Source organism: Sphingomonas hankookensis (genome assembly GCF_022664465.1).
In the GTDB taxonomy this organism is placed as follows: domain Bacteria; phylum Pseudomonadota; class Alphaproteobacteria; order Sphingomonadales; family Sphingomonadaceae; genus Sphingomonas; species Sphingomonas hankookensis.
In genome coordinates this window covers 170,240-195,929 of sequence record NZ_JAKREV010000001.1, presented here as the reverse complement: position 1 = coordinate 195,929, position 25,690 = coordinate 170,240, and the positions used below count along the sequence as shown (strand labels likewise).

22 protein-coding genes and 1 tRNA gene are annotated in these 25,690 nt (G+C 65.9%); 18 read left to right on the top strand and 5 right to left on the bottom strand.

Annotated features, from left to right (window positions below; translation table 11 throughout):
* Positions 1-7: 7 nt before the first annotated feature.
* Together MF610_RS00750 and MF610_RS00745 are read left to right on the top strand one after the other, a co-directional pair.
* The gene (locus tag MF610_RS00750) at positions 8-1,639 is read left to right on the top strand and encodes a hypothetical protein (protein ID WP_242192213.1); all 1,632 of its coding nucleotides are present in this window, start codon (positions 8-10) and stop codon (positions 1,637-1,639) included.
* A gap of 104 nt (positions 1,640-1,743) precedes the next feature.
* Positions 1,744-4,560, top strand: coding sequence for a TonB-dependent receptor domain-containing protein (locus MF610_RS00745; protein ID WP_242192212.1), 2,817 nt, complete (start codon positions 1,744-1,746; stop codon positions 4,558-4,560).
* A 55-nt stretch (positions 4,561-4,615) separates the two neighbouring features.
* Here MF610_RS00745 and MF610_RS00740 read toward each other — a convergent pair whose 3' ends face one another.
* Positions 4,616-5,287: a prolyl hydroxylase family protein gene (locus MF610_RS00740; protein WP_242192211.1), complete on the bottom strand. Its 672-nt coding sequence runs from the start codon at positions 5,285-5,287 to the stop codon at positions 4,616-4,618.
* Between the two features lie 81 nt (positions 5,288-5,368).
* Between MF610_RS00740 and MF610_RS00735 the strand changes: the two genes are divergently transcribed.
* Both MF610_RS00735 and MF610_RS00730 read left to right on the top strand, forming a co-directional pair.
* Positions 5,369-5,445, top strand: a tRNA-His gene (locus MF610_RS00735).
* 26 nt (positions 5,446-5,471) lie between these two features.
* Complete coding sequence (locus tag MF610_RS00730) at positions 5,472-6,521, top strand: Glu/Leu/Phe/Val family dehydrogenase (protein ID WP_242192210.1); 1,050 nt, start codon at positions 5,472-5,474, stop codon at positions 6,519-6,521.
* A gap of 5 nt (positions 6,522-6,526) precedes the next feature.
* Here the strand turns inward: MF610_RS00730 and MF610_RS00725 are convergent, their stop codons facing one another.
* Together MF610_RS00725 and MF610_RS00720 are read right to left on the bottom strand one after the other, a co-directional pair.
* Positions 6,527-8,302 (bottom strand): cation:proton antiporter domain-containing protein, encoded by a 1,776-nt coding sequence (locus MF610_RS00725; RefSeq protein WP_242193529.1) that lies wholly within the window; start codon positions 8,300-8,302, stop codon positions 6,527-6,529.
* Between the two features lie 106 nt (positions 8,303-8,408).
* A complete protein-coding gene (locus MF610_RS00720; RefSeq protein WP_242192209.1) occupies positions 8,409-9,629 on the bottom strand; it encodes an NADP-dependent isocitrate dehydrogenase in 1,221 nt (406 codons plus the stop codon).
* Between the two features lie 131 nt (positions 9,630-9,760).
* Here MF610_RS00720 and MF610_RS00715 point away from each other — a divergent pair, with 131 nt between their 5' ends.
* Positions 9,761-10,492, top strand: a complete 732-nt coding sequence (locus MF610_RS00715; RefSeq protein ID WP_242192208.1) for a phosphatidylserine decarboxylase — start codon at positions 9,761-9,763, stop codon at positions 10,490-10,492.
* 1 nt (position 10,493) lies between these two features.
* Complete coding sequence (locus MF610_RS00710) at positions 10,494-11,261, top strand: CDP-alcohol phosphatidyltransferase family protein (RefSeq protein ID WP_242192207.1); 768 nt, start codon at positions 10,494-10,496, stop codon at positions 11,259-11,261.
* Here MF610_RS00710 and MF610_RS00705 read toward each other — a convergent pair.
* On the bottom strand, positions 11,224-11,448 hold the full coding sequence (locus tag MF610_RS00705; RefSeq protein WP_242192206.1) for a hypothetical protein: 225 nt from the start codon (positions 11,446-11,448) through the stop codon (positions 11,224-11,226). The two genes, MF610_RS00710 and MF610_RS00705, sit on opposite strands and share 38 nt — an antisense overlap.
* 258 nt (positions 11,449-11,706) lie before the next feature.
* On the opposite strand from MF610_RS00705, the gene rpsB reads away from it, so the two are divergent.
* From rpsB to rpmE, 12 genes are all read left to right on the top strand, one after another.
* Positions 11,707-12,498, top strand: coding sequence for a 30S ribosomal protein S2 (gene rpsB / locus MF610_RS00700; protein WP_242192205.1), 792 nt, complete (start codon positions 11,707-11,709; stop codon positions 12,496-12,498).
* A gap of 90 nt (positions 12,499-12,588) precedes the next feature.
* Positions 12,589-13,518 (top strand): translation elongation factor Ts, encoded by a 930-nt coding sequence (tsf, locus tag MF610_RS00695; RefSeq protein WP_242192204.1) that lies wholly within the window; start codon positions 12,589-12,591, stop codon positions 13,516-13,518.
* A 145-nt stretch (positions 13,519-13,663) separates the two neighbouring features.
* Positions 13,664-14,386: a UMP kinase gene (gene pyrH, locus MF610_RS00690; RefSeq protein WP_242192203.1), complete on the top strand. Its 723-nt coding sequence runs from the start codon at positions 13,664-13,666 to the stop codon at positions 14,384-14,386.
* A gap of 18 nt (positions 14,387-14,404) precedes the next feature.
* The gene (gene frr / locus MF610_RS00685) at positions 14,405-14,962 is read left to right on the top strand and encodes a ribosome recycling factor (RefSeq protein ID WP_242192202.1); all 558 of its coding nucleotides are present in this window, start codon (positions 14,405-14,407) and stop codon (positions 14,960-14,962) included.
* An 86-nt stretch (positions 14,963-15,048) separates the two neighbouring features.
* Positions 15,049-15,714 (top strand): polyprenyl diphosphate synthase, encoded by a 666-nt coding sequence (uppS, locus tag MF610_RS00680; RefSeq protein ID WP_242193524.1) that lies wholly within the window; start codon positions 15,049-15,051, stop codon positions 15,712-15,714.
* On the top strand, positions 15,711-16,502 hold the full coding sequence (locus MF610_RS00675; protein ID WP_339328499.1) for a phosphatidate cytidylyltransferase: 792 nt from the start codon (positions 15,711-15,713) through the stop codon (positions 16,500-16,502). The genes uppS and MF610_RS00675 overlap by 4 nt, the downstream gene beginning before the upstream one ends.
* A complete protein-coding gene (locus MF610_RS00670; protein WP_242192201.1) occupies positions 16,499-17,656 on the top strand; it encodes a 1-deoxy-D-xylulose-5-phosphate reductoisomerase in 1,158 nt (385 codons plus the stop codon). Before MF610_RS00675 ends, MF610_RS00670 begins: the two co-directional genes overlap by 4 nt.
* Positions 17,653-18,786, top strand: coding sequence for an RIP metalloprotease RseP (gene rseP, locus MF610_RS00665; protein WP_242192200.1), 1,134 nt, complete (start codon positions 17,653-17,655; stop codon positions 18,784-18,786). Before MF610_RS00670 ends, rseP begins: the two co-directional genes overlap by 4 nt.
* 61 nt (positions 18,787-18,847) lie before the next feature.
* On the top strand, positions 18,848-21,625 hold the full coding sequence (bamA, locus tag MF610_RS00660) for an outer membrane protein assembly factor BamA (protein ID WP_242192199.1): 2,778 nt from the start codon (positions 18,848-18,850) through the stop codon (positions 21,623-21,625).
* Positions 21,625-22,260, top strand: coding sequence for an OmpH/Skp family outer membrane protein (locus tag MF610_RS00655; protein WP_242192198.1), 636 nt, complete (start codon positions 21,625-21,627; stop codon positions 22,258-22,260). Before bamA ends, MF610_RS00655 begins: the two co-directional genes overlap by 1 nt.
* A gap of 2 nt (positions 22,261-22,262) precedes the next feature.
* On the top strand, positions 22,263-22,733 hold the full coding sequence (gene fabZ / locus MF610_RS00650; RefSeq protein WP_339328498.1) for a 3-hydroxyacyl-ACP dehydratase FabZ: 471 nt from the start codon (positions 22,263-22,265) through the stop codon (positions 22,731-22,733).
* Between the two features lie 96 nt (positions 22,734-22,829).
* Positions 22,830-23,060: a 50S ribosomal protein L31 gene (gene rpmE / locus MF610_RS00645; protein ID WP_242192197.1), complete on the top strand. Its 231-nt coding sequence runs from the start codon at positions 22,830-22,832 to the stop codon at positions 23,058-23,060.
* Between the two features lie 263 nt (positions 23,061-23,323).
* On the opposite strand, the gene MF610_RS00640 is transcribed toward rpmE, so the two are convergent.
* On the bottom strand, positions 23,324-25,618 hold the full coding sequence (locus MF610_RS00640) for a beta-glucosidase family protein (protein ID WP_242192196.1): 2,295 nt from the start codon (positions 25,616-25,618) through the stop codon (positions 23,324-23,326).
* Between the last annotated feature and the right edge of the window lie 72 nt (positions 25,619-25,690).

The following is a 25,690-nucleotide window of genomic DNA, read 5'->3' as shown; positions in this document are numbered from 1 at the left end:
ATCGGTGATGGCCAGCAGCAAGCGCTTCGGCTTTATTCTCATGGCGTCGACGGCCTGTGCCGCACTCGCCGGGTGCAGCGGTGCCGACGGCGTCGCTTCGCCGGGTGCCGGCAGCATCAACGTGACCGTACCCGCTCCTGCGCCGACCCCGACGCCGACCCCGTCGGCCACGCCGAGCGCGATCACCGCAGCGCAGTTCGCCGCATCGACCACCGTCAACGGCATCTCGATCACGCCCGACGAACAGCTCGCCATCGTCAACGCCGGCACCAACAACAATGTCAGCGGCATCGGTTCGACGCTGAACGGCATGTACCCGGCCGGCAGCACCTCGCTGACCACCGCGACCGATCCGTCGACGATCAACAGCTTCTTCACCAGCACCAACTTCGTCGGTGCGCTGAACGGCCCGACCGACACCGCGTTCCAGGGTTGGACCTGCAACTCGACCTCGGCCGAATTCGGTGGTTCGGGCGCGCGCTGCACCGCGGTGCCGTCGATCGGCACCTATGCCGCGGCGACCTCGGTCTGCCCGACCGGCACGCTGGATGATGGCACGAACAGTTCGTCGACTCCGACGATCCGGTACTGCCGCCTGCCCCAGAACATCACCGCAGACCTTTCCCTGCCGAAGATCGCCGGCGTGGTTTATCGCCTGCGCGGCCAGACCGAAGTCGGTGCCGACCTCGGCACCACCGGTGGTACCGGCGCCACGCTGACCATCGCCGCGGGCGTCGTCATCGCCGCCGACTCGACCGAAGCGACCAACGACCTGCTGCTGGTCAACCGCGGTTCGAAAATCTCGGCGATCGGTACGCGCGACGCGCCGATCGTATTCACCTCGCAGCAGAACACCGTCAGCAACGGCGTGTCGGACGCGACGCAGGGTCAGTGGGGCGGCATCATCCTGCTCGGCCGTGCACCGACCGCGGTCTGCGCCACCGGCACCGGCCCGAACAACGCTGCGGGCTCGTCGACGACTTGCCAGCAGGCGATCGAGGGTGTGACCGGTCGCTTCTACGGTGGCCCGAACGCCGCCGACAGCTCGGGCCAGATGTCCTACGTCCAGATCCGCTATTCGGGCATCGCGATCAGCGACGGCAACGAACTGCAGGGCCTGACGCTGGGCGGCACCGGTTCGGGCACCGTTCTGGATCATATTCAGAGCCACAACTCGGCCGATGATGGCATCGAAATCTTCGGTGGCACCACCAATCTGAAGTATGTCGCGATCACCGGCGCCGACGATGACGGTTTCGACATCGACAACGGCTATCGCGGCTTCATGCAGTTCATGATCGCGGCGCAGCGCACGCTGGGCGCGACCGCCGACTCGTTCTCGACCGAAATCGACTCGAACAATGGCGAAGACCTGCTGCCGCGTACCTATAGCACCTACGCCAACTTCACCTTCATCCAGACCGCGCTCGCCCCGGCGGCGATCCGTCAGCGTGGCGGTTCGGACATGCGCTACGTCAACGGCATCGTGAAGTCGGTGTCGAGCGTGCCCTGCCTCAACTTGGTCGCGGGCGAAACCAGCGCCTCGGACCGTTCGACGATCCGCGCGGCGGACACGACCAAGCAGGACGCCGGCCCGCCGGTGTTCAGCTCGGTCTACTTCGCCTGCAACGGGCGCTGATCCGACCCGTCGCCTAATCCGCGATGACACGCCGATGCCGGGGCGGGCCGATACGCCCGTTCCGGCATTCGCTCTTTACGACTTGAACAGGTGGATCCCCGGTCATGCAGCACCGCCGCGCCTATGCAACGCTCCTTCTTCTGACTTCACAGCTGGTCGCGCCGGCCGTGCTGGCGCAGTCCACGACGCCGCCGGCGCCCGCGCCGGCCACGCCGCCGGTCGTGCAGACCGGTACCCAGCCCGACACCGCGACCTCGACGGCGCAGGACGGCACCACGACCGACGCCCCGGCCGAAGTCTCCTCGCCCGGTTTCGATGCGGAAGCGGCGCAGGAAATCGTCGTCGTTGGCCGCAACATCCCGAACGTCGTACGCGCCACGCCGCAGATCGTGTCGGTGCTGTCTGAAGCCGACATCGCCCGCACCGGTGACGGCGACATCGCCGGCGCGCTGACCCGCGTGACCGGCCTGTCGGTCGTCGGCGGCGGCTTCGTCTATGTCCGTGGCCTCGGCGACCGCTATTCGTCGTCGCTGCTCAACGGCTCGCCCTTGCCCAGCCCCGAACCGCTGCGCCGCTCGGTTCCGCTCGACATCTTCCCGACCTCGATCGTCGGATCGGCGCTGGTGCAGAAGACCTATTCGGTCAACTTCCCCGGCGAATTCGGCGGCGGCGTCATCAACCTGACGTCGAAGGCGATCCCGAAGAAGAACTTCCTGTCGATCGGTGGCTCGATCTCGGCCGACACCGTGACCACCAGCGAGCTCGGCTATGTCTATGCCGGCGGCAAAAGCGACTGGCTCGGCTATGACGACGGTACGCGCGGCGTCCCTTCGTTCATCCGCAACGCCGATCAGGGCTCGGGCATCTTCACCGCCGATCAGGTCGCGCAGCTGAACAACGCGCGCACCACGCTGTTGCAGGTCAACAACCAGCTGCCCGCCAACTTCTCGGGTGAAATCGCGGGCGGTTCGGTGTTCGACATCGGCAGCGACCGCCTCGGCGTGATCGCCTCGCTCGGCCTGTCGAACAGCTTCCGCACGCGCGATGCGATCCAGCAGGACAGCGTCAGCGAAAACGGCACCGTCCGCAACGACTTCCGCACCGTGCTGACCGACAATCGCGTCGTCGCCAACGCGCTGGTCGGTCTGGGCTACGAATTCAACGACAACACGATCCGCTGGACCAACGTTTATATCCACGACACGCTTAAGCAGGGGCGTCTCGCGGGATCGGAAGCGTACAACAATTTCAGCGGCCTGCGCCTGCAACAGAACACCAACTGGTTCGAACGCCAGCTGATCGAAACGCAGCTGGTCGGCGAATTCAAGTTGACCGACGCGTTAAAGTTCGACGCCCGCGGCGCCTTCGCCAACTCGAAGCGCAACGCGCCGTACGAGCGGCAGTTCGACTATCTTTGCTCGAACCGCACTACCAACGGCTATCCGATTACCACCGACGGTGCGCCATTCTCACGCGGGTTCAACTGCAACGGCGCCTATCAGGTCACGCAGCGCTTCTCGCCGTTCGCCAGCGTCGTGTTCAGCGAGCTGGACGAGAATCTCTACACCGGTCAGGCCGATCTGTCGTACAAGCTGCCGACCGACCGGCCAATCACGCTGTCGACCGGCTATTTCTATTCGAACACCGACCGCAATTCGCGGCGGCTCCAGTTCAACTACCAGACCAGCGACGGCGCCGGCACGGCGCCCGGGTTCCCCAACAACCTACTGCGGCCCGATTACCTGCTGTCGCCGGACTCGCTGTTCAACGCCTGTCCGCAGCGTGGGACCGGTGCCTGCACCATCCAGCTGCAGTTCAATACGCAGAACGGTGCCTATGCCTATGACGCGTCGCTGGAAATCCATGCCGGCTATGCGCAAGCGGAGGCAGAGGTGCTCGACGGCCTGCGCGCCGTCGCCGGCGTGCGGTACGAAACCGCCAGCGAACTGGTCACGCCGATAAACACGGCGACGACCAAGCTGAATAACAGCTACTGGCTGCCCGCCGGCACGTTGACCTATAACTTCGCGCGCGACATGCAGCTGCGCCTGAGCGGGGCCAAGACCATTTCGCGTCCGCAGTTCCGCGAATTGGCGCCGCAGCAGTTCCGCGATCCTGACTCCGACCGCCTGTTCTTCGGCAACCCGAACCTGCGCGATTCGGAGCTTTGGAACCTCGAAGCCCGCTACGAATGGTTTTTCGGTCGCGATCAGCGCGTAACCGCCGCCGGCTTCTACAAGCGGATCGACAACCCGATCGAACAGGCTGGCTTCTATCCCAGCCCCGACGCGACGCTGCAGACCGGCTTCACCTTCCTGCCCAAGGCGACGCTGTGGGGTGCCGAGGTCGAGGCGCAGAAGTATGTGCCGCTCGAAAGCCTCGGCAACTTCTTTGCCAGCCGTCGCCTGCTGCTGCTGGCGAACTACACCTACACCCAGTCGGCCATCACCGCCGATGGCAGCTGCGTGCCGAACCCGGCGGCGGCACTGGGGTCGCCCGGCATTGGCGGCTGTGCGGCCGGTTTCGGCCGCGCCAACCTGCTGTTCCGTGACGGCGCGCCGTTGACCGGTCAGTCGGACCATCTGGTCAACGTCCAGATCGGTCTGGAAGACACTGCGGCATTGTCGCAGGTCACACTGCTGTTCAACTATGCCAGCGACCGCGTGACCAACCGTGGTCCGTCGAACCTGTCGGGGCAGGGGTTCCAGCCCGATATCGTCGAGCGTCCGGGCATCCGCCTCGACCTCGTCGCGCGGCAGGGATTCGAGGTGGCCGGTGCCAATCTGGAAGTGAAGGCAGAGGCGCGCAACCTGACGGGCACCCGCTATTCCGAAAGCCAGGACTTCGGCACCAACCAGGTGTTCATCAACCGCTACAATCTGGGCCGGATGTTCTCGCTGGGGGTAACCGCGCAGTTCTGATCCGGATGGCAAAGACAGAACGGGCCGTCGGCAGCGATGCCGGCGGCCCGTTCGTTTATCCCCATGGGCGTTCGCGAAACCATTTGGTGAGGACATATTTGGTGCCGTCGCGCACCTTCATGCCATGGTGCAGCGTCGCGGGATTGGGGCTGCCATCGGCGCGCAGATTGTTCCATGCCAGCAGCTTGCCGACCTCGGGCTGGACGATCTTGTCGATCGCCTTGAACCGGGTCGCGCCGCCGGCACCGGGTTCGTTGAGGTAGAGCATCACGGTCCATGTCCGGTTGCCCGCGACCGAGCAATATTTTGCGAAGTCGCCGCCCTGCGGGTCGAAATAGTCGGTATGCGCCTTGAACTCCTGCCCAACGGCATAGCGTTGTCCCTGCAACGGTTCGCCATGCGCCGGATCGAGCCCGCAGAAATCGTAGATCAGCGTTTCCGCCGCGGCAACGACCGGATCGGTCGAATCGAGGTCGCAGGTTTCGCTGGTGCGGAAGGTCGGGTCGCCATTGGCGTCGGCTATGGTCGACGGCCGCCGCCTGGCGTCGATCCGCTCGATCAGCGCAGTACACAGGTCCGCCGGGATCAGGCTGCGGCGGATGAACAGCGACAGCTTGGCGCTCGGCACGCGCTGCACGCCGGGACGGGCCATGATGTGATCGATGACGAGTTCGGCGGGGAAGCCCGAACCTAACGTCGACGGGGCAGGGGATGGGTGCGATTCCATGGTGAATTTCCTGCCAGAACGATTGTCGCGACGCCACTGCTTGACCGATGCGTGCGGCACCGCTAAGCGCGCCACTCCACGGCGACCGTAGTTCAATTGGTTAGAGCGCCGGCTTGTGATGCCGGAAGTTGCGGGTTCAAGTCCCGTCGGTCGCCCCATCCCTTACAGCGCTGGAGCCGCCGCCGTGCAGACCGATTGGGGCTATCCCGACTTCGACGATCACGAAGGTATCCACCTCTTTTCGGATCACCAGACCGGCCTGCGCTGCGTCATCGCGGTCCATTCGACGGCGTTGGGTCCGGCAGCGGGCGGTGTGCGCTTCTGGCGCTATGCCAGCAGCGATGCGGCGGTGACCGATGCGCTGCGCCTGTCGCGCGGCATGAGCTTCAAGAACGCGATGGCCGGGCTGCCGATGGGTGGCGGCAAGGGCGTGGTGCTGGCGCCAGAAGGCGGCGCCAAGACGACGGAACTCCTGGGCGCCTTTGGTCGTGCGGTCGAATCGCTGGGTGGTCGCTATGTGACGGCCGAGGATGTCGGCATGTCCGAAGCCGACATGATCACCATTTCCGGCTCGACCAAATATGTGTCGGGCCTCCCCGTCGCGGCAGGCAATGCCGGCGGCGATCCGGGGCCGTTCACCGCGATGGGCGTCTATCTGGGCGTGCGCGCGGCGGCGAAGCGGGCGCTGGGCAGCGACGACATGCGCGGTGTGCGTGTGGCGGTGCAGGGTGTCGGTTCGGTCGGTGGCGGGCTCGCCCGGCTGCTGGCGAAGGACGGCGCGGTACTGACGCTCGCCGACGTCAACGAGGCGCGCGCCGAAGCGTTGGCGAGCGAACTGGGCGCGACGACGACCGATCCCAAGTCGGTACTGACGCTCGACGCCGATATCGTCAGCCCCAATGCGCTGGGCGCGGTGCTGGACGAAGCGACGATCGCTGCGCTGAAGTGCCGGGCGGTTGCGGGTGGTGCGAACAACCAGCTGGCGACGGCGGCCGACGGTGCGCGGTTGCAGGATCGCGGAATCCTGTATGCGCCGGACTATGTCATCAACGCCGGCGGCATCATCAACGTGGCGCTGGAGTATCTCGGCCAGGGCGACCGCGCCGAGGTCGAGGCGCGCATCGCCCGCATCCCGGACCGGCTGGTGCAGGTTTGGGACGAGAGCGAAGCCAGCGGCAAGCCGCATTCGGATGTCGCCGACGCCATCGCCCGGCGGTTGATCGGGCGCGGGTAACGCGTTCAGACCGGATCGTCGATCCGGCGCAATCGGCGGATACGGGGTTCGCGCTCCAAATCCGCCTGTTCGCGGATCGATTGGCGCAGTTCGTCGCGCTTTTCGTGGATCGACGCGATCACCGGGCCCATCGCGACGCCCAGGTCGACCAGCACCGCTTCGGATAATTGCAGCGAGCTTTCGAGCGTTTCGGGCACCGCGTCGCTGACCCCGGCGGCGTAGAGTTCCGCCGCATGGGTCGCATCGCGCGCGCGGGCGAGAATCGTCAGCCCCGGTACCCAGCCGCGAACGCGCCGGGTCAGCCGCACCGTCAGCACCGGATCATCCATCGTCAGCACCAGCGCGGAGGCGCGACCGAGGTCTAGCCGGTCGACCAGTTCGGACCGCGCGACGTCGCCAAACAGGATCGGATGCCCCTCCGCGCGCGCCGTGGCGACGTTGTCGATGTCCGAATCGACCGCGATATAGGGCTTGCCGTGGGTCTTAAGCATCTCGGCGACCAGCCGTCCGACGCGGCCGAAGCCGATAATGACGACGCGCGCACCGCCAACGTCGATCGGCGTTTCCTCGGGCGCGCCGACGCGGTGCTCGATCCGCCGCGATGCGCGCTTGCCGAGCGTCGCGAGCAGCGGGGTGATCGTCAGCCCGATCGCGGTGACCGTCTGCCAGAAGGCAGCGGTCGATGGCTGGATCAGCTGTGCCTGTGTCGCGGCGGCGAGCACGATCAGCGTGGTTTCCGACGGGCTTGACATCAGCAATCCGGTTTCCGTGGCAGTGCCGGGACGCACGCCGTTGAACCAGAGCAGCCCGCCGGTCACCGCCGCCTTCAACACCACCACCGCGGCAATCGCGCCGAGCAGTTCGCCCCAGTTGTCGGCAATGGTCGCAAGGTCGAGGCTCATGCCCACGGTGATGAGGAACACGCCGAGCGCCAGCCCCTTGAACGGCGCGGTGATGACCTCGACCTCGCTATGATACTCCGTTTCAGCGATCAGCAGCCCGGCGAGCAGCGCGCCGACGATCGGCGACAGCCCGGCAGCGGTGGTGACGAGGCTGGCGACGATCACCACCAGCAGGCTGGCCGAGAGGAACAACTCGGGGCTCTTGGTCCGGGCCGCCTGCGCGAACAGCCGCGGCAGGAACAGGCGACCGGCGGCGTAGAGGCCGACGACGCTCAGGCCGCCCCAAATCGCAGTAGTGGCCAGCCCGGCCCAGCCATCGTCGGTCGCGGTCGGCGCGAGTGCGCCCAGCGCGAAGATGATCGGGACCAGCGCCAAGTCCTCGAACAACAGCATCGAGAAGGCGGTGCGCCCGACCGGCCCGGTCGTCCCAGCCATCGGCAGTACCAGCGCGGTAGAGGATAGGGCGAGCGCGAGGCCGAGGCCGATCGCTCCCGCCACCGGCTGACCCAACAGCATCAATCCGCCGCCGATTAGCACGCCCGACCCGAACAGCTCGGCCGCGCCCAGCCCGAACACCTGCCGCCGCATCGCCCAGAGCCGCTTGAACGACAGTTCGAGCCCGATCGAGAACAGCAACAGCACGATGCCGAACTCGGCAAAGGGCTCGATCGAATGGCGGTCGGTAATGGTGATGTGGAACAGCCACGGCACGCGGTCGACCAGCGCGCCCAGCCCGAACGGGCCGACCAGCACGCCGACGAGGATGAAGCCGATGACCGGATTGACGCGGAACCGGGCGAAAGCGGGAATGACGAGCCCGGCGGCCCCCAGAATGACCAGCGAATCGCTGAACGGCGTCGAATCAATCGGCAATGGCATGGCGGCATTGTTGCGGATGCGGCACGGATGCGGCAACCGCCAATGCACGAACGGCGCCCATCCCATCGGATGGACGCCGTTCGCGTCGTTCAGCGTGAGGGCGGGCTTAGCCCTGTGCGCCCATCGCCTGTTCGAGGTTGACACGAACCTGTTCAAAGAACTGTTCGGTGGTCATCCAAGGCTGATCCGGACCGATCAGGATCGCGAGATCCTTGGTCATGTGGCCGTCCTCGACGGTCTGGATGCAGACGCGCTCGAGGGTTTCGGCGAACTTCGTCACGTCGGGCGTGCCGTCGAACTTGCCGCGATACTTCAGGCCACCGGTCCACGCGAAGATCGACGCGATCGGGTTGGTCGAGGTCGCCTTGCCCTGCTGATGTTGGCGATAGTGGCGCGTAACGGTGCCGTGCGCCGCTTCGGCCTCGATCGTCTTGCCGTCCGGCGACATCAGAACCGAAGTCATCAGGCCGAGCGAGCCGAACCCTTGCGCAACCTGATCCGACTGCACGTCGCCGTCATAGTTCTTGCAGGCCCAGACGAACTCGCCGTGCCACTTCAGCGCCGATGCCACCATATCGTCGATCAGGCGATGCTGATATTCGATGCCGGCGGTCTGGAACTTGTCCTTGAATTCGGTCGCGAATACTTCCTCGAAGATATCCTTGAACCGACCGTCATACGCCTTGAGGATCGTATTCTTGGTCGAAAGATACACCGGCCAGCCGCGGCCGAGCCCGTAGTTCATCGATGCGCGCGCAAAATCGCGGATCGATTCGTCCAGATTGTACATGCCCATCGCGACGCCGGCGGCGGGGAAGTCGAACACTTCCTCCTCGATCACCTGGCCATCGGTGCCTTCCCACTTCATGGTCAGCTTGCCCGCGCCGGGGACCTTGAAGTCGGTCGCCTTATACTGGTCGCCGAAGGCGTGACGGCCGACGACGATCGGCTTGGTCCAGCCCGGGATCAGGCGGGGCACGTTCGAGATGACGATCGGTTCGCGAAAGACCACGCCGCCGAGGATATTGCGGATCGTGCCGTTCGGCGAACGCCACATCTTCTTCAGACCGAATTCCTCGACGCGCTGCTCGTCGGGGGTGATCGTCGCGCACTTCACGCCCACGCCGTACTTCTGGATCGCCTTGGCGCTGTCGACGGTGATCTTGTCGTCGGTCTCGTCGCGCTTCTCGATGCCGAGGTCGTAATAATCGAGGTCGATTTCGAGATAGGGCTGGATCAGCCGTTCGCGAATCCATGCCCAGATGATGCGGGTCATTTCGTCGCCGTCGATTTCCACGACCGGGGTTTTGACCTTGATCTTCGCCATGCGCCTGCTCTCGATTTTGTTGCGATTGGCGCGGCCTTACGGGGTCGGTGGCTCGCGATCAACCGCATGCCGGCGGGTCCGGTCGTGCTCGGCGGTTGTCAGCACGGCTCACCTTGGGTACACCACGGCTCATGGCATCGCTCGAAAAGCCCGCGGTCGGCACCACGACCGTCAAGTGGCGCTGGCCCTCGGTTCATCCCGAAGGGCGCAAATACGTCCTCATCGCCGCCGTCATCACCGCCTTCTTCGCCTTCATGGCGTGGGAGACGCTGGCATGGCCGATGGGGCTGGTCACGCTCTGGGTCGCGTCGTTCTTTCGCGATCCGGTCCGCACCACGCCGCAGGGCGACGGGCTGATCGTCGCGCCCGCCGACGGGCTGGTGACGATGATTGAGCGGGTCGAACTGCCGGTCGAACTGCGCGGGCCGCACGGCCTTGGCGATGAGCCGCTGGTGCGGGTTTCGATCTTCATGTCGGTGTTCGATGTGCATATCAACCGGACACCGATCGCCGGCACGATCCGGCAGGTCGTCTATATCTCAGGCAAGTTCCTGAACGCCGATCTCGACAAGGCGAGCGACGAGAATGAGCGCCAGCATATCGTGGTCGAGGGCCTTGATGGCCGACGGATTGGCTTCACGCAGATCGCCGGACTGGTCGCGCGGCGGATCGTCGGCTTCGTGAAGCCCGGCGATTTCGTGGCGGCCGGGCAGCGGATCGGGCTGATCCGCTTCGGCAGCCGCGTCGATGTGTTTCTACCGGAAGGGATCGAGCCGCAAGTGACCCTGGGACAACGTAGCGTCGCGGGTGAAACCGTGCTGGGTCGACCGGGCCTGCCCGCCGCGACCGGTATCGCGCAGTAAGATGCGCCGCCCGCTCCCCGTCCGCGGTATTCCGCTGCGCGCCGTCGCGCCCAATGCCATCACCGCGCTGGCGCTCTGTTCCGGTCTGACCGGTATCCGCTTCGCGATCGGCGGAGAATGGGAACGCGCCGTTCTGATGGTGCTGCTCGCCGGCGTGCTCGACGGGCTCGACGGTCGCGTGGCACGGTTGGTCCGCGGTGAAAGCCGGTTCGGGGCCGAGCTCGATTCGCTGTCCGACGCCATTTCGTTCGGCGTATCCCCCGCATTGATCATGTACCTATGGGCGCTGCTGGCCGAGCCGCGCGTCGGATGGATCGTATCGCTGATTTATGCGGTGTTCACCGCGCTCCGTCTCGCCCGGTTCAACGCGCGTATCGATGTAACCGATCAACCGCACAAATCGGCCGGGTTCCTGACCGGAATTCCCGCACCGGCGGGCGCGGGACTGGCGATGCTGCCGCTCTACGCGTGGATCTGGACCGACCTCGAATGGTTCCGATCGCCATGGGTCGTGGCACCATGGGTTGCGTTCGTCGCGTTCCTAATGGTGTCGAGCCTCGCTACGTTCAGCTGGTCGTCGCTGAAGCTACGCCGCAACATCCGCTTCGAAGCGATGGCGGGCGTGGTCATCGTCGCGGCGGCGCTGGTATCGGCGCCGTGGCAGACGCTGACGGTGGTGTGCGTCGCTTATTTAGCGACGCTCCCGTTCAGCATCCGCAGCTACGCGAAGGTCAGGCGGCAGCGCGAAGCGACTGTGCTGCGGGCGTAACGCTGCGCTGGCGAATAACGCCACGGCGCGACGTCAAGCGTACCGGCGGCAGCGACTCGATCGTCCATTCCGGACCGCGCAGCAGCAGGCGAAGGATGCGATCCTTGGCCGGGAGCAGTGTGCCGATAACGGTGGCGATCGCGACAACGAAAGCAAAGGCAAACAATGCGGAAACGAACAGGGCCATCTCGAAACTCCCCGATACACAAGCGACCTATTAAAATCGCATTCATCCCAACCACTTGAGTTGAATGCGGTTCCATGGACCGTATCTGAACCCTGTATGTTCTCATATCGTTCCAACGTCAAGCCTTGATCGTTACGGCGACGTGCGCTAAGGGCGCGGGTCTCAACCCCACATGGGAAGCGCATATACCGGTGCCCGGGCCTTTGGCCCAACGAAGGGTTCCTGCTTCCCAGAGGAACAACCGGAAGGAATTATCCTATGGCGGCACCCGTCGTCACCATGCAGGCGCTGCTCGAATCGGGCGCGCACTTCGGCCACCAGACCCACCGCTGGAACCCGAAGATGAAGCCGTACATCTTTGGCGATCGTAACGGCGTCCACATCCTCGACCTGTCGCAGACCGTGCCGCTGTTCGCGCGCGCACTGGAATTCGTGTCTTCGACCGTCGCGTCGGGCGGCAAGGTGCTGTTCGTCGGCACCAAGCGCCAGGCGCAGGAGCCGATCGCCGAAGCCGCCCGCAAGTCGGGCCAGCACTTCGTCAACCACCGCTGGCTGGGCGGCATGCTCACCAACTGGAAGACGATCAGCAACTCGATCAAGCGCCTGAAGGCCCTCGAAGAGCAGCTGTCGGGCGACACGCACGGCCTGACCAAGAAGGAAGTGCTGAACCTGACCCGCGAGAAGGACAAGCTCGAGCTGTCGCTCGGCGGTATCCGCGATCTGGGCGGCATTCCCGACATCATGTTCGTGATCGACGCGAACAAGGAAGAGCTGGCGATCAAGGAAGCCAACACGCTGGGTATCCCGGTCGTCGCGATCCTCGATTCGAACGTGTCGCCGGACGGCATCGCCTTCCCGGTGCCCGCCAACGACGACGCCAGCCGCGCGATCCGTCTGTATTGCGAAGCGATCGCGATCGCCGCGACCCGCGGTGGTCAGCAGGCGATGGCGCATTCGGGCCGCGATCTGGGCGCGATGGACGAACCGCCGGCCGAAGAGGCGCTGACCGCCGAGCCGGCCGCGCAGCCGGAAGCGACCGTCGAAGCGTAAGCTGTCACGGAACTGACGTGCGGGCGGGGCAGGGCGGATACCGCGCTGCCTCGCCCGCAAGCATATTGAACACCAATCAGGAGCCTGATCATGGCAGAAGTTACCGCCGCCGCCGTCAAGGAACTGCGTGAGCGCTCGGGCGCCGGCATGATGGACTGCAAGAAGGCGTTGTCCGAGAACAATGGCGACATGGAAGCCGCCGTCGACTGGCTGCGCACCAAGGGCCTGGCCGCCGTCGCCAAGAAGTCGAGCCGTACCGCGGCCGAGGGTCTGGTCGGCGTTGCCGTTGCCGGCACCAAGGGCGTGGCGATCGAGGTCAACAGCCAGACCGACTTCGTCGCGAAGAACGACCAGTTCCAGAGCTTCGTGCGCGACGTCGTCGCGATCGCGCTGGAAAAGGGCGACGATATCGACGCGCTGAAGGGCCAGTCGATGCCGAACGGCGGCACCGTCGAAGACGCGCTGGTCGCCAACATCTCGACCATCGGCGAGAACCAGGTGCTGCGTCGCGCGAAGGCCGTCGAAGTCGCCAAGGGCGCGATCATCCCGTACGTTCACAACGCAGCCGCCCCCGGCCTCGGCAAGATCGGCGTGCTGGTCGCGCTGGAATCGGATGCCGGCGTCGACGTGCTCGAGCCGCTGGGCAAGCAGATCGCGATGCACATCGCCGCTGCCTTCCCGCTGGCGCTGGACGAGAGCGGTCTCGACCAGGACATCCTCGAGCGTGAGCGCCAGATTGCGACCGAAAAGGCCGCCGATTCGGGCAAGCCCGCCGACATCATCGCCAAGATGGTCGAAGGATCGGTGAAGAAGTTCGCCAAGGAGAACGCGCTGCTGAGCCAGCCGATCGTGATGGACGGCAAGACGCCCGTCGCCGACGTGGTGGCGAAGGCCGCCAAGGACGCCGGCACGACGATCGTGCTGAAGGACTATGTCCGCTTCCAGCTCGGCGAAGGCATCGAGAAGGAGGAGACCGACTTCGCGGCGGAAGTCGCCGCGACGGCGGGCCTGACCAAGTAAGGTCGTCTACCGAACGGCAAAGGTTGCGGGCCGCGAGGGGATTTCCCTTCGCGGCCCGTTTCGTGTCGGCATAAGGTCGCTTGGCTTTGCAGGCGGTCGCGGCTAGGGTCCGGCGCGCTCCCGATAGACCAACTTCGCAGGTTCCATGACCCGTCCACGCTTCAATCGTATCCTCCTGAAACTGTCCGGCGAAGTGCTGATGGGATCGGGGCAGTTCGGCATCGATCCGGCGATGTGCGACCGCGTCGCCCGCGAGATCAAGGCCGCACGGGGCGAGGGGCATGAGGTGTGCGTCGTCGTCGGCGGCGGCAACATCTTCCGCGGTGTCGCGGGTGCCGCGCAGGGCTTCGAGCGGGCCAGCGCCGACTATATGGGCATGCTGGCGACCGTCATGAACGCGCTGGCGATGCAGAACGCGCTGGAGCAGATCGGCGTCGAAACCCGCGTGCAGTCGGCGATCCCGATGGCGTCGGTGTGCGAGCCTTATATCCGCCGCCGCGCCGTGCGGCACATGGAGAAGGGCCGCGTCGTGATCTTCGCCGCCGGTACCGGCAGCCCGTTCTTCACCACGGACACCACTGCCGCGCTGCGCGCCGCCGAAATGGGCTGCGAGGCGCTGTTCAAGGGCACCAGCGTCGACGGCGTGTACGACGCCGATCCCAAGAAGGTGCCGACCGCGACCCGCTACGACACGCTGGGGTTCGGCCGGGTGCTGGCTGACGACCTGAAGGTCATGGACGCGTCGGCCGTGGCGCTGTGCCGCGACAACAATATCCCGATCGTCGTCTTCAACATCCGTGACGAAGGCAACCTCGCCGCTGTGCTGGCGGGTGACGGTGTGTCGACGATCGTTCAGAACAACGCTTGATTCAGAAGGAAGTCGGTTATGGCCGTATATAACAAGGCCGATCTGGAGCGCCGCATGAGCGGTGCCGTCGAATCGCTCAAAGGCGATCTGAGCGGTTTGCGCACCGGGCGTGCGTCGGTGTCGCTGCTCGATCCGGTGACGGTCGAGGTCTATGGCGCGCACATGCCGCTGAACCAGGTGGCGACCGTTTCGGCGCCCGAACCGCGGATGCTGTCGGTGCAGGTGTGGGACAAGTCGAACGTCGGTCCCGCGGACAAGGCGATCCGCTCGGCCGGCCTCGGCCTCAATCCGATCGTCGATGGCCAGACGCTGCGCCTGCCGATCCCCGACCTGACCGAAGAGCGTCGCAAGGAACTGGCGAAGCTGGCCGGCAAATACGCCGAATCCGCGCGTATTGCGGTGCGCAACGTGCGGCGCGACGGCATGGAAGGGCTGAAGACCGACGAGAAGAAGGGCGTTTATTCGGAGGACGAGCGCAAGAAGCTCGAGACCGAAGTCCAGAAGCTGACCGACGCGACGATCGCCGACATCGATGCCGCGGCGGATTCGAAGGAAAAGGAAATCCTCGGCAAGTGACGTCGTTTGCCGCGCGCGCTGCGGTTCGGGCGGACGATGTTCAACCGGACCTGCCCCCCGCCGTTCCCCGTCATGTCGCGATCATCATGGACGGCAATGGTCGCTGGGCGAAGGCCCGGCGCCTGCCGCGGATCGCCGGGCATCGGCAGGGCGTGGAGGCGGTGCGCCGAATCACGCGTGCGGCGCGCGAACAGGGCATCGAGGCGCTGACGCTCTACGCCTTTTCGTCGGAGAACTGGCGGCGCCCGGAGGAAGAGATCGGCGACCTGATGGGGTTGCTGCGGCACTTCCTGAAGAGCGAGATTGATGAACTGGCGCGCGAGGGGGTGCGGCTGCGCATCCTCGGCAATTACCGCGTGCTGAAACCCGATCTGGTCAAGCTGATCGACGATGCGATCGCGCGGACGGCGGTGAATACCGGACCGATCCTCGCGATCGCGCTGAACTATGGCGCGCAGGCCGAGCTGGTTGCTGCTGCCCGGCGGCTGGCGGAGAAAGTCGCGGCGGGCATGCCGGTGTCGGCGATCGACGAGGCGGCGATCGACCGCGAGCTCGACACCGACGGCCTGCCCCCGCTCGACCTGATGATCCGGACGTCGGGCGAACAGCGGCTGTCGAACTTCCTGCTATGGCAGGCGGCCTATGCCGAGCTGCTGTTCGTCGACACGCTGTGGCCCGATTTCGACGCGGCGGCACTGGCCGAGGCGATCGCGGCCTATGGCCGGCGCCAGCGCCGGTTCGGGGGCCTGTGACGATCGATCCCGTTGCACGGCGCAAGTCCGACCTTGCGACCCGGACGCTGGCCAGCGTCGGGATGATCGCGGTCGCGGCGACGGCGCTGTGGCTGGGCGGGTTCGCCTTCTGGCTGCTGGTCGCGGTCGGCACGCTGTTCATGATGGCCGAGTGGGCCGACCTGCATAAGGTGTCGCGCGAGCACAAGCGGCTGGCGCAGCTGGCACTGACCGTCCCGCTGGCGATCCTGTCGCCGCTGGCGGCGGGGGCGAGTTTTCTGGCGCTTGGGTTGATCGTCGGCGCGGCGTTCTTCGTCGTCATCACGACCAGGCTGCCGGCATTGGCACGCGGTATCGTCTATTGCGGCCTGCCCGCGCTGGCGGTCGTGTTCCTGCGCGAGCGGGGTGATGGGCTGCTGCTCGCTTTCTGGGCGATGGCGCTGGTGTGGGCATGCGATATCGGCGCTTATTTCGCCGGCCGCTCGATCGGCGGGCCGAAGCTGGCGCCGAAGATCAGCCCCAACAAGACCTGGGCGGGGCTGATTGGCGGGGTGATCGCGGCGGCGGTGCTGGGCGGGGTGCTGCAGTATTTCGACCTGCCGCTGCATCTGGTGCTGGCGACGCCGTTGTTGGCGGTGCTGGCGCAGGCGGGCGACCTGTACGAGAGCCAGTTGAAGCGTGCGGCGGGCGTCAAGGATTCGGGCAACGTGCTGCCCGGCCACGGCGGAGTGATGGACCGGCTGGACGGGCTGGTCCCGGTCGCCCCGGCGGCGGCACTGATGGTATTGGCGGGACTATACTGGGCATGAAGCGGGTCAGCATATTGGGCGCGACCGGATCGGTCGGCTCGTCGACGCTCGACCTGATCGAGCGTGCGCCGGACGATTTCGCCGTCGAGGCACTGACCGCGCATCGCGACGTCACGAAGCTGGCGGCGGCGGCAAAGCGGGTCGGCGCCAAGCTGGCCGTTGTCGGCGACGAAGGATGCTTGCCGGCACTTCGCGAATTACTGGCCGGTAGCGGAATCGAGGCAGCGGGCGGTGCGCAGGCGGTGATCGACGCCGCGGCGCGGCCCGTCGACTGGACCATGGCGGCGATCGTCGGCACGGCCGGGTTGAAGCCGGTTATGGCGGCACTCGCGCGCGGTGGCGCAGTCGCGCTGGCGAACAAGGAAGCGCTGGTATCGGCGGGCGAAGTGATGATGGCGGCGGCGCGCCAGGCCGGCACCACGCTGCTGCCGGTCGACAGCGAGCATAACGCCGTCTTCCAATGCCTCGACGACTGCCCGCCCGAGCGCATCCGCCGGATCATCCTGACCGCCAGCGGCGGCCCGTTCCGCGAACGCTCGCTGGCCGAGATGCAGGACATTACCCCCGAACAGGCGGTGGCGCATCCCAACTGGTCGATGGGCGCCAAGATTTCGGTCGATTCGGCGACGATGATGAACAAGGGGCTCGAACTGATCGAGGCCTATCACCTGTTCCCCGTATCGGTCGAACAGCTCGACGTGCTGGTGCATCGCCAGTCGGTCATTCATTCGATGGTCGAATATGTCGACGGGTCGACACTGGCGCAGCTGGGATCGCCCGACATGCGCGTACCGATCGCACATGCGCTGGCATGGCCCGACCGGATGGACACGCCGTGCGAGCGGCTCGACCTCGCGCGCATCGGGCGGCTCGACTTCGAGGCGCCGGACTTCGTACGCTTCCCCGCGCTGGCGCTGGCCCGCGCCGCGCTGGCGGCGGGCGGCGGCCGTCCGGCGATCCTGAACGCCGCGAACGAGGTGGCGGTCGCCGGCTTTCTCGACCGGCGGATCGGCTTCCTCGAAATTGCCGCAATCGTTTCGGATGTTCTCGACCGCTTCGACCCGCCGGGTCCGCAGACGCTCGACGCCGTGCTGGCGATCGATGCCGAGGCGCGGGCATTGGCGGGCGCGCGTGTGAAGGATTGCGCCGCTTGATCGAATCCCCGGGATTGCTGGTCACCATCGTCGGGTTCCTGCTGGTGCTGGGGCCGCTGGTGTTCGTGCACGAGCTTGGCCATTACGCCGCGGGGCGCTGGTTCGGGGTGAAGGCGGAGGATTTCTCGATCGGCTTCGGTCGCGAGATTGCCGGCTTCACCGACCGCCGCGGTACGCGGTGGAAATTCGGCTGGCTGCCGCTGGGTGGCTATGTCCGCTTCGCCGGCGACATGAACCCCGCTTCGCAACCCGATGCCGAGTGGCTGCAACTGCCCGCCGAAGAGCGCGCGCGGACGTTTCAGGCCAAGCCGGTGTGGCAGCGTGCGATCATCGTCGCGGCAGGTCCGGCGGTGAACCTGATCCTTGCCGTCCTGATTCTCGGCGGCTTTGCCGCGGCGTATGGCGTCGACCGCACGCCCGCGACGATCGGTGGCGTGGTGCAGGGCAGCGCGGCCGACCGTGCGGGCCTTCGTGCCGGCGACCGCATCGCCGCGCTCGACGGGCGCAGCATCGATACCTTTGCCGATCTGTCCTTCTTCACCGCGATGCGTCCAGGCGAGGCAGTGAAGGTCGATTTTGTCCGCGACGGCGCGGAACAGCAGACCGACGCCGTGATCGGTTCGGTCATGCAGCGTGACCGCTTCGGCAACGAAGCGAAGATCGGCCGCTTCGGCATCGAGCGCGGCACGCCGGTCTATGCGCCGCTGCCGCTCTGGGAAGCGCCGGCCTATGGTGCGGGGATGGTCGGCACGATCCTGCGCGGTACGGTCGACGGGCTGGGGCAGATCCTCACCGGCCGCCGCTCGGTCGAGGAGATGGGCGGGCCGCTGCGCATCGCCAAGGCATCGGGCGAGCAGTTCTCGCTCGGCTGGCCGGCACTGGTAACCTTTGTCGCGTTCGTGTCGATTAATCTGGGATTCATCAACTTGTTGCCAGTTCCGATGCTGGATGGCGGTCACCTGCTGTTCTACGCAATCGAGGCGGTGAAGCGCGGGCCGGTGAGCGCGCAGACGATGGAGTGGGCGTTCCGCGGCGGATTGGCGCTGTTGCTCGCATTGATGATATTCGTCACGGTGAACGATCTGGGGGCGTTCGGCGTGTGGCGTGGGCTGGCCGGCTTGATCGGCTGACGCGGTTAGGGCAGGGCGCAATCGTCCTGTGGTAAAAGTTCCTCCGGTTGGGGTGGGTTTGGTGACGGCAAGCAAGTATTCGATTTTCGGCGTGCGCGGTGTCGCGCTGCTCGCGGGCACGATGCTCTCGAGCACGACGGCGTTCGCGCAGGCGCGGACCGCGCCCGCCGCCGCGCCCGCGGCACAGGCACCCGCCGTGCAGCCGCCGGTCGCGCAGGCACCGGCAGTGCCCGCCGCACCGGTCCGGACGATCCGGTCGCTGCGCGTCGAAGGGTCGCAGCGGATCGAGCCCGATACGGTGCTGTCCTATACCAAGCTGCGCGTCGGCATCCCCTACACGGCGGAAACGCTCGATCAGGCGATCAAGGATCTGCTGGCGTCGGACCTGCTGGCCGACGTCACGATCGAGGGCGTCGAAACCGGCGACATCATCGTCAAGGTGCGCGAGAACCCGATCATCAACCGCGTGGTGCTGGAAGGCAACAAGCGGCTGAAGGACGACAAGATCACCAAGGAGATCAAGCTCGCCCCGCGGCAGATCTTCACCCGCACCGCGGTGCGCGCCGACGTCGCGCGTATCGTCGAGCTGTATCGGCGTCAGGGCCGGTTCGCAGCGAACGTCGAACCGAAGATGGTCATGCTCGACCAGAACCGCGTCGACGTGATCTTCGAAATCCAGGAAGGTGCCAAGTCCAAGGTCCGCCAGATCAACATCCTCGGCAACGAGGTGTTCAGCGACAGCGAGCTGCGCAGCGAGATGGCGACCAAGGAGTCGCGGCCGTGGCGCATCTTCAGCTCGGCGACCAGCTACGACCAGGATCGCCTGGCCTATGACCAGCAGAAGCTGCGCCAGTTCTACCTGACCAACGGCTATGCCGATTTCCGCGTCATCTCGGCCGTTGCCGAACTGACGCCGGACAAGGAAGACTTCATCATCACCTACGTGGTGGAGGAAGGCGATCGCTACAAGTTCGGCGACGTGGGCGTGGAAAGTGCGATCCGCGACTTCGACAACGCTTCGCTGAACAAGACGCTGCCGATGAAGAAGGGCGACTGGTACAACGCCAAGCAGGTCGAGGACACGGTCGACCAGCTGAGCGAATATGCCGGTCTGTTCGGCTATGCCTTCACCGACGTGCGTCCGGAATTCGTGCCCGATCGTGAAAACCACACGATGGCGATCACGTTCTTCCTGAACGAAGCCAACCGCACCTATGTCGAAAAGATCGACATTACCGGCAATACCCAGACGCAGGACCGCGTCATCCGCCGCGAATTCCGCGTCGCGGAAGGCGATGCGTTCAACGCGTTCCTGATCAAGCGGTCGCAGGATCGCATCAACTCGCTCGGCTATTTCCAGGACAAGTTCGAGATCGAGCGCAAGGAAGGCTCGTCGCCCGACCGCATCGTGCTGGCCGCGAACGTCGAGGAAAAGTCGACCGGCGAACTGACGCTGTCGGCCGGTTTCTCCAGCCTCGAACGCTTCATCATCCAGGCGTCGATCCGCCAGCGCAATTTCCGCGGCAAGGGGCAGGACCTTCAGGCTTCGGTCAACTATTCGACCTACCAGAAGTCGGTCGAGCTGGGCTTCACCGAGCCGTATCTGTTCGACAAGAACATCGCGCTGGGCGGCACCATCTTCCGCCGCGACCTGAATTCGTTCAACTTCCTCGGCACCGGCCGCAACTCGCTCTATTCGCAGGTGTCGACCGGCGGGCAGATCGTGGCCAGCGTGCCGCTGACCGAATTCTGGACGTTGTCGGGCCGCTATCAGCTGAGCCAGGACAATGTCGGGCTGGACGAGGGCACGTACTTCACCAACGGCGTCTGCGATCCGCTCAAGGCCGGGCGCTATCTGTGCGACTCGATCGGCAACCGCCTGACCAGCATGGTCGGCGCGAACCTGATCTTCGACAACCTCAACAACCGCCTGCGCCCGTCGCGCGGACAGCGGCTGGTAACCGGGCTCGATTTGGCCGGCCTGGGTGGCGACGTGCGATTTGCCCGCGTGCGCGGCGATTTCGACAAATACTGGAATGTCGGCGGCTTCATCCTGTCGGCAGGGGTCGAGGGCGGCTATATTCAGGCGCTGCAGAAGAGCGCGGGCGAGGGGATCGACCCGGTCCGCATCGTCGACCGCTTCTACCTCGGCGAACCGCAATTCCGCGGCTTCGACATTCGCGGCGTCGGCCCGCGCATCCAGCGCACGCGCTACTCCGGATCGGTTGCCGGCGGCGACCAGGCGCTGATCACCGCACGCGATCAGGTGCTGAACGATCCGCTGGGCGGCAAGGCTTATTATCTCGGCAAGATCGAACTCGAGCCGCCGCTGGGTTCGGGCATCGCCGAACTGGGACTGCGTCCGTCGATCTTCATCCAGGCCGGTGCGCTGTTCGGCGTCACCCGGCCGCGGCCGACCGTGGCGTTCCAGCAGGCACGTAGCGCTGACGGGACGTTGCAGTTCAACAAGGACGGGTCGCCGTCGCTGCTGCCGTTCACGACCAACACCACCGTCAACGGTCAGCAGGTGTACAACAACCAGTTCACCGACGCGTCGGGCCAGTCCGCGTTCCGGCAGACGACCTGTTCGGTCGGCTATTCGGCGACGATCGGCGGCACGTGCGCGGGCGGTGAGACGAACACCATCGCCACCTCGACGACCGATCCGTTCCTCGAACAGTTCCTGGGCGACTCCGCGCGCCCGCGTCTGTCGATCGGTGTCGGCGTCAATTGGAATTCGCCGTTCGGACCGCTGCGCATCGACCTTGCCAAGGCGTTGCTGAGCCAGCCCGGCGACGACAAGAAACTCATCACTTTCAACGTAGGAACCCAATTCTGATGCGTAGCTTCACCAAGGCGGCTGTCGCCGCATTCGTCTTTGCCGTGCCCACCGCCTCGGCGTTCGCGCAGGCGCTGCCCGACGCCAAGATCGCCGTCGTCGATTCGGAGCGGATCTTCCGTGACTGCACCGCATGCAAGGCGGCGACCGCGCAGCTCCAGACCCAGCGCACCCAGCTCCAGTCGCTCGCGACCTCGCTCGGCCAGCCGCTGCAGACCGAAGCGCAGTCGCTGCAGACCGCCGTTACCGCCGCCAAGGGCAATCCCGACGCCGCGCTACAGACCCGCATCCGCACGTTCGAACAGCGCCAGCAGCAGGCGCAGCAGCAGATCGGCCAGCAGGAACAGCAGGTCCAGCGCAACATCGCCTATGTGCGCGAGCAGATCGGCACCCGCCTCGGCCCGATCATCAGCCAGATCGCGCAGCAGCGCGGTGCGACGCTGGCCGTCGACAAGGGCAGCAGCTTCTACAACGCGCCGGCGACCGAGATCACCGACGCGGTCCTCGCCTCGCTCAACTCGTCGCTTCCGAGCGTCAGCGTGACCGCGCCGGCACAGGCCGCCCCGGCGGCAACCGCTCCGGCAGCGGGCGCTCGCCCGGCCGCCGGCGCACGTCCGGCGCCGACGGGCCGCTGATCGTGGACGGGGAAGCGACCTCGATCGGACCGCTCGACATCACGCGCGTGATGGCGGCGATCCCGCATCGCTATCCCATGTTGCTGGTCGACCGTGTCGCGGAGTTGATCCCCGACCGGTCGATCACCGCGATCAAGGCGGTGACGATCAACGAAGGCTTCTTTCAGGGGCATTTCCCCGGTCGTCCGATCATGCCGGGCGTGCTGATCGTCGAGGCGCTGGCGCAGGCCGCCGGCATCCTCGCGGTCGAAAGCCTCGGCCTCGCCGGATCGGGCAAGCTGGTCTATTTCATGTCGATCGACGGCGTGAAATTCCGCAAGCCGGTTGAACCGGGCGTGCTGCTGACGCTGGAAGCCGAGTTCGTGCAGAAGCGTTCGCGCGTCTGCAAGTTCGCGGGGAAAGCGCGGATCGACGGCGAACTGGCCGCCGAATGCGAATTCACCGCGATGATCGCCGATCCGCCCACGGGCTGAGCAAGCGCATCACATTGCCTTTTCGGGCGCGTCCGTGTACGGGCGCGCCTTCCTGTTCCAAGGCTGGTCGGAACCAGCCGCTTGTGGAGAAGACCCATGAAGAAAGAAACGCACCCCGACTACCACACCATCCGGGTCCAGATGACCGATGGCACGGTGTTCGAAACCCGCTCGACGTGGGGCAAGGAAGGCGATCTGATGACGCTGGACATCGATCCGCTAGCGCACCCGGCATGGACCGGCGGCCGCGGCCAGATGCTGGATTCGGGTGGTCAGGTCGCACGCTTCAACAAGCGTTTCGGCGGTCTCTCGCTCGGCAAGAAGTAACGCGCGAGCGGCGAAACGCCGCGGCGGACGTTCCGGAAAGGGCCGCGGTGGCGTTTGCTACCGCGGCCTTTTTGTCGTTTGGTAAGATGGGTAGGTTGGCTGTTCTGCCTTCACGTCATTCCCGCGCAGGCGGGAATCCATAGCCGCTGACGTTTCGACCGGAGCCGTGACGTCAGCGGCTATGGACTCCTGCCTTCGCGGGAGTGACGAGTTTGCGTGGGCCGAGGCGAAGATCGCGGTGTTCGGGGTATTCGGCCCGGGGCTCAGCGCCCGCGCTTGTCGAGCGTAGCGCCCGCCAGCCGCACCGTGGCGCGGGCGGCGATATCCGTTGCCGAATGCGCCAGTAGCAGCTGATAATCGCCGCCCGCGATTTTCCACCCACGGGTCGTACTGTCGAACGTCGCGAGCAGCCGGGGATCGATCGTCATGTCGATCGTCCGGCTCTCGCCCGGTGCCAAGTCGACCTTAGAGAAACCACCGAGCCGCTTGGGCGCTTCCCACCCGTTACCGGCGACATAGAGCTGCGCCAGCCCCTTGCCGCGGACCTTGCCGGTGTTGGTGATGGTGAAGCGGGCCTGCACGGTCTTGGCCGTCGGCGTCGCGGTCAGGCCGTTCAGCGCGAAGCTGGTATAGGACAGGCCATAACCGAACGGGAACAGCGGCTTGGCGCCGGTCCTGTCGAACCACTTGTACCCGACCGCTGCCCCTTCGATGTCGTAATTGCCCATCGGGTGCGAGTCGCGGTCGAGCTTGGGATCGCCTTCGATCACCGGACGCGGCAGTTGCGCCAGCGATGCGGGGAAGGTGGCGGGCAGGTGGCCCGACGGATTGACCTCACCGGTCAGCACGCGGGCGATCGCCTCGCCGCCCGACGTGCCCGAATACCATGCCTCCAGCACCGCGCCGACCTTGCCCAGCCATGGCATCAGCACCGGGCCGCCGGTTTCGAGCACGACGACCGTGCGCTTGTTGGCGCGGGCGACCGCGTCGATCAGCCCATCCTGGTTGTCGGGCAGGTTCAGGTTCGGCGCGTCGATCGATTCGCCGGTCCATTGTTCGCCGAACACGATCACGACATCGGCCTTCCGTGCCGCCGCGGCCGCTGCCTTCGCATCCTTGCCATCGAGATAGGTGACGGTGGCGCTGGTGCGGGCCTGCAACGCCTTCAGCGGCGAGGAAGGGTGGTAGAGCTTGGGGCCGGGGAAGCCGCTGGGGAATTCGTCGGGCACGGCAAGGCCGTTGACCGGGCCGCCATGCGGATAGACCTGGCTCGACCCGCCGCCCGACAGCACGCCGACATCGGCATGCGCACCGATCACGAGGATCGATTTGGCGGTGGCGGCGAGGGGGAGGAGGCCGGGCGTGTTCTTGAGCAGCACGATGGCTTCTTCGGCATCGGCGCGGGTGACGGCGGCGTGCGCGGCATAGTCGATCGTCGTCGCGCGGTCGCCCGCGACCGGCTTGTCGAACAGGCCGTTGTCGAACATCGCCCACAGGATGCGGCGCGCCATGTCAGTGGCCCGATCCTGCGACACATAGCCGTTGTTGACCGCTTCGCGCAGCGCATCGGCGAAATAGGGCGAGCGATCGAACGCCCAGCCCGATTGCTGGTCGAGACCGAAATTGGCGGCCTGCGTCGTCGAATGGGTCGCGCCCCAATCCGACATGACGAAGCCCTTATAGCCCCAGTCCTGCTTCAGCGTCTGGTTGAGCAGCCAGTCATTCTCGCACGCATAGAAGCCGTTGACGCGGTTGTACGCGCACATCACCGACCCGGGATCGCCGGTTTCCAGCGCGATCTCGAACGCCAGCAGGTCGGACTGGCGGGCGGCCTGTTCGCCGATCTTGTGGTCGATGTTGAAGCGGTTGGTTTCCTGTCCGTTGAAGGCGAAGTGCTTCATCGTCGACACGACGTTCTGCGACTGGATGCCCTTGATCTCGCGGCCGGTGATGATGCCGGCGAGCAGCGGGTCTTCGCCGCCATATTCGAAGTTCCGGCCGTTACGCGGTTCGCGCATCAGGTTCATGCCGCCGGCGAGCTGAACGTTGAAGCCCGACAGATGCGCCTCGTTGCCGATCATCGCGCCGCCGGCCTCCGCAAGGTCGGGGTTCCACGTCGCGGCGGTGGCGATGCCGGAGGGGAGCGAGGTGCGCAGCCGGGGGGTCGGGGTGCGCTGGCTGGCGACGCCGACGCCGGCATCGGTCTGCCACTGGCTGGGGATGCCGAGGCGGGGAATGCCGGGGACGATGCCGGCGGAATCGGGCAGGCCGTCCTTGGGCATCTGCCAGTTCTTGATCGGGGTGCGCTGCCATTCCGCCTTGGTCGAAAAATAGCCGAAGGTCAGTTGCAGCTTTTCGTCGAGCGTCATCTCCTTCAGCACCAGCGCGGTGCGGGCCGATGCGTCGAGCGCGGTGTTCATCCACGGGCGCTGCTGCGGGCCATCGGTAGGGCCGGTCGCGGCCTTGGGCGCGTTGTTGGTGGTTTGGGCCAGCGCGGGCGCGGTGCCGGCAAGCAGGGCGGTGCCGAGGAGCAGCGCGGTACGGCAAAGGGCGGACATCGGGTTCTTTCTGCGCGAGTGAACGTTCACAATCGCAGTCCAATGGGCGTTTGTCGATACCGGCATGTCTGT

Coding starts and splice junctions, on each gene's coding strand:
- MF610_RS00750 (WP_242192213.1), top strand. CDS start 8: ATGGCCAGCAGCAAGCGCTTCGGCTTTATTCTCATGGCGTCGACGGCC.
- MF610_RS00745 (WP_242192212.1), top strand. CDS start 1,744: ATGCAGCACCGCCGCGCCTATGCAACGCTCCTTCTTCTGACTTCACAG.
- MF610_RS00740 (WP_242192211.1), bottom strand. CDS start 5,287: ATGGAATCGCACCCATCCCCTGCCCCGTCGACGTTAGGTTCGGGCTTC.
- MF610_RS00725 (WP_242193529.1), bottom strand. CDS start 8,302: ATGCCATTGCCGATTGATTCGACGCCGTTCAGCGATTCGCTGGTCATT.
- MF610_RS00720 (WP_242192209.1), bottom strand. CDS start 9,629: ATGGCGAAGATCAAGGTCAAAACCCCGGTCGTGGAAATCGACGGCGAC.
- MF610_RS00715 (WP_242192208.1), top strand. CDS start 9,761: ATGGCATCGCTCGAAAAGCCCGCGGTCGGCACCACGACCGTCAAGTGG.
- MF610_RS00710 (WP_242192207.1), top strand. CDS start 10,494: ATGCGCCGCCCGCTCCCCGTCCGCGGTATTCCGCTGCGCGCCGTCGCG.
- MF610_RS00705 (WP_242192206.1), bottom strand. CDS start 11,448: ATGGCCCTGTTCGTTTCCGCATTGTTTGCCTTTGCTTTCGTTGTCGCG.
- rpsB (WP_242192205.1), top strand. CDS start 11,707: ATGGCGGCACCCGTCGTCACCATGCAGGCGCTGCTCGAATCGGGCGCG.
- tsf (WP_242192204.1), top strand. CDS start 12,589: ATGGCAGAAGTTACCGCCGCCGCCGTCAAGGAACTGCGTGAGCGCTCG.
- pyrH (WP_242192203.1), top strand. CDS start 13,664: ATGACCCGTCCACGCTTCAATCGTATCCTCCTGAAACTGTCCGGCGAA.
- frr (WP_242192202.1), top strand. CDS start 14,405: ATGGCCGTATATAACAAGGCCGATCTGGAGCGCCGCATGAGCGGTGCC.
- uppS (WP_242193524.1), top strand. CDS start 15,049: ATGGACGGCAATGGTCGCTGGGCGAAGGCCCGGCGCCTGCCGCGGATC.
- MF610_RS00670 (WP_242192201.1), top strand. CDS start 16,499: ATGAAGCGGGTCAGCATATTGGGCGCGACCGGATCGGTCGGCTCGTCG.
- MF610_RS00655 (WP_242192198.1), top strand. CDS start 21,625: ATGCGTAGCTTCACCAAGGCGGCTGTCGCCGCATTCGTCTTTGCCGTG.
- rpmE (WP_242192197.1), top strand. CDS start 22,830: ATGAAGAAAGAAACGCACCCCGACTACCACACCATCCGGGTCCAGATG.
- MF610_RS00640 (WP_242192196.1), bottom strand. CDS start 25,618: ATGTCCGCCCTTTGCCGTACCGCGCTGCTCCTCGGCACCGCCCTGCTT.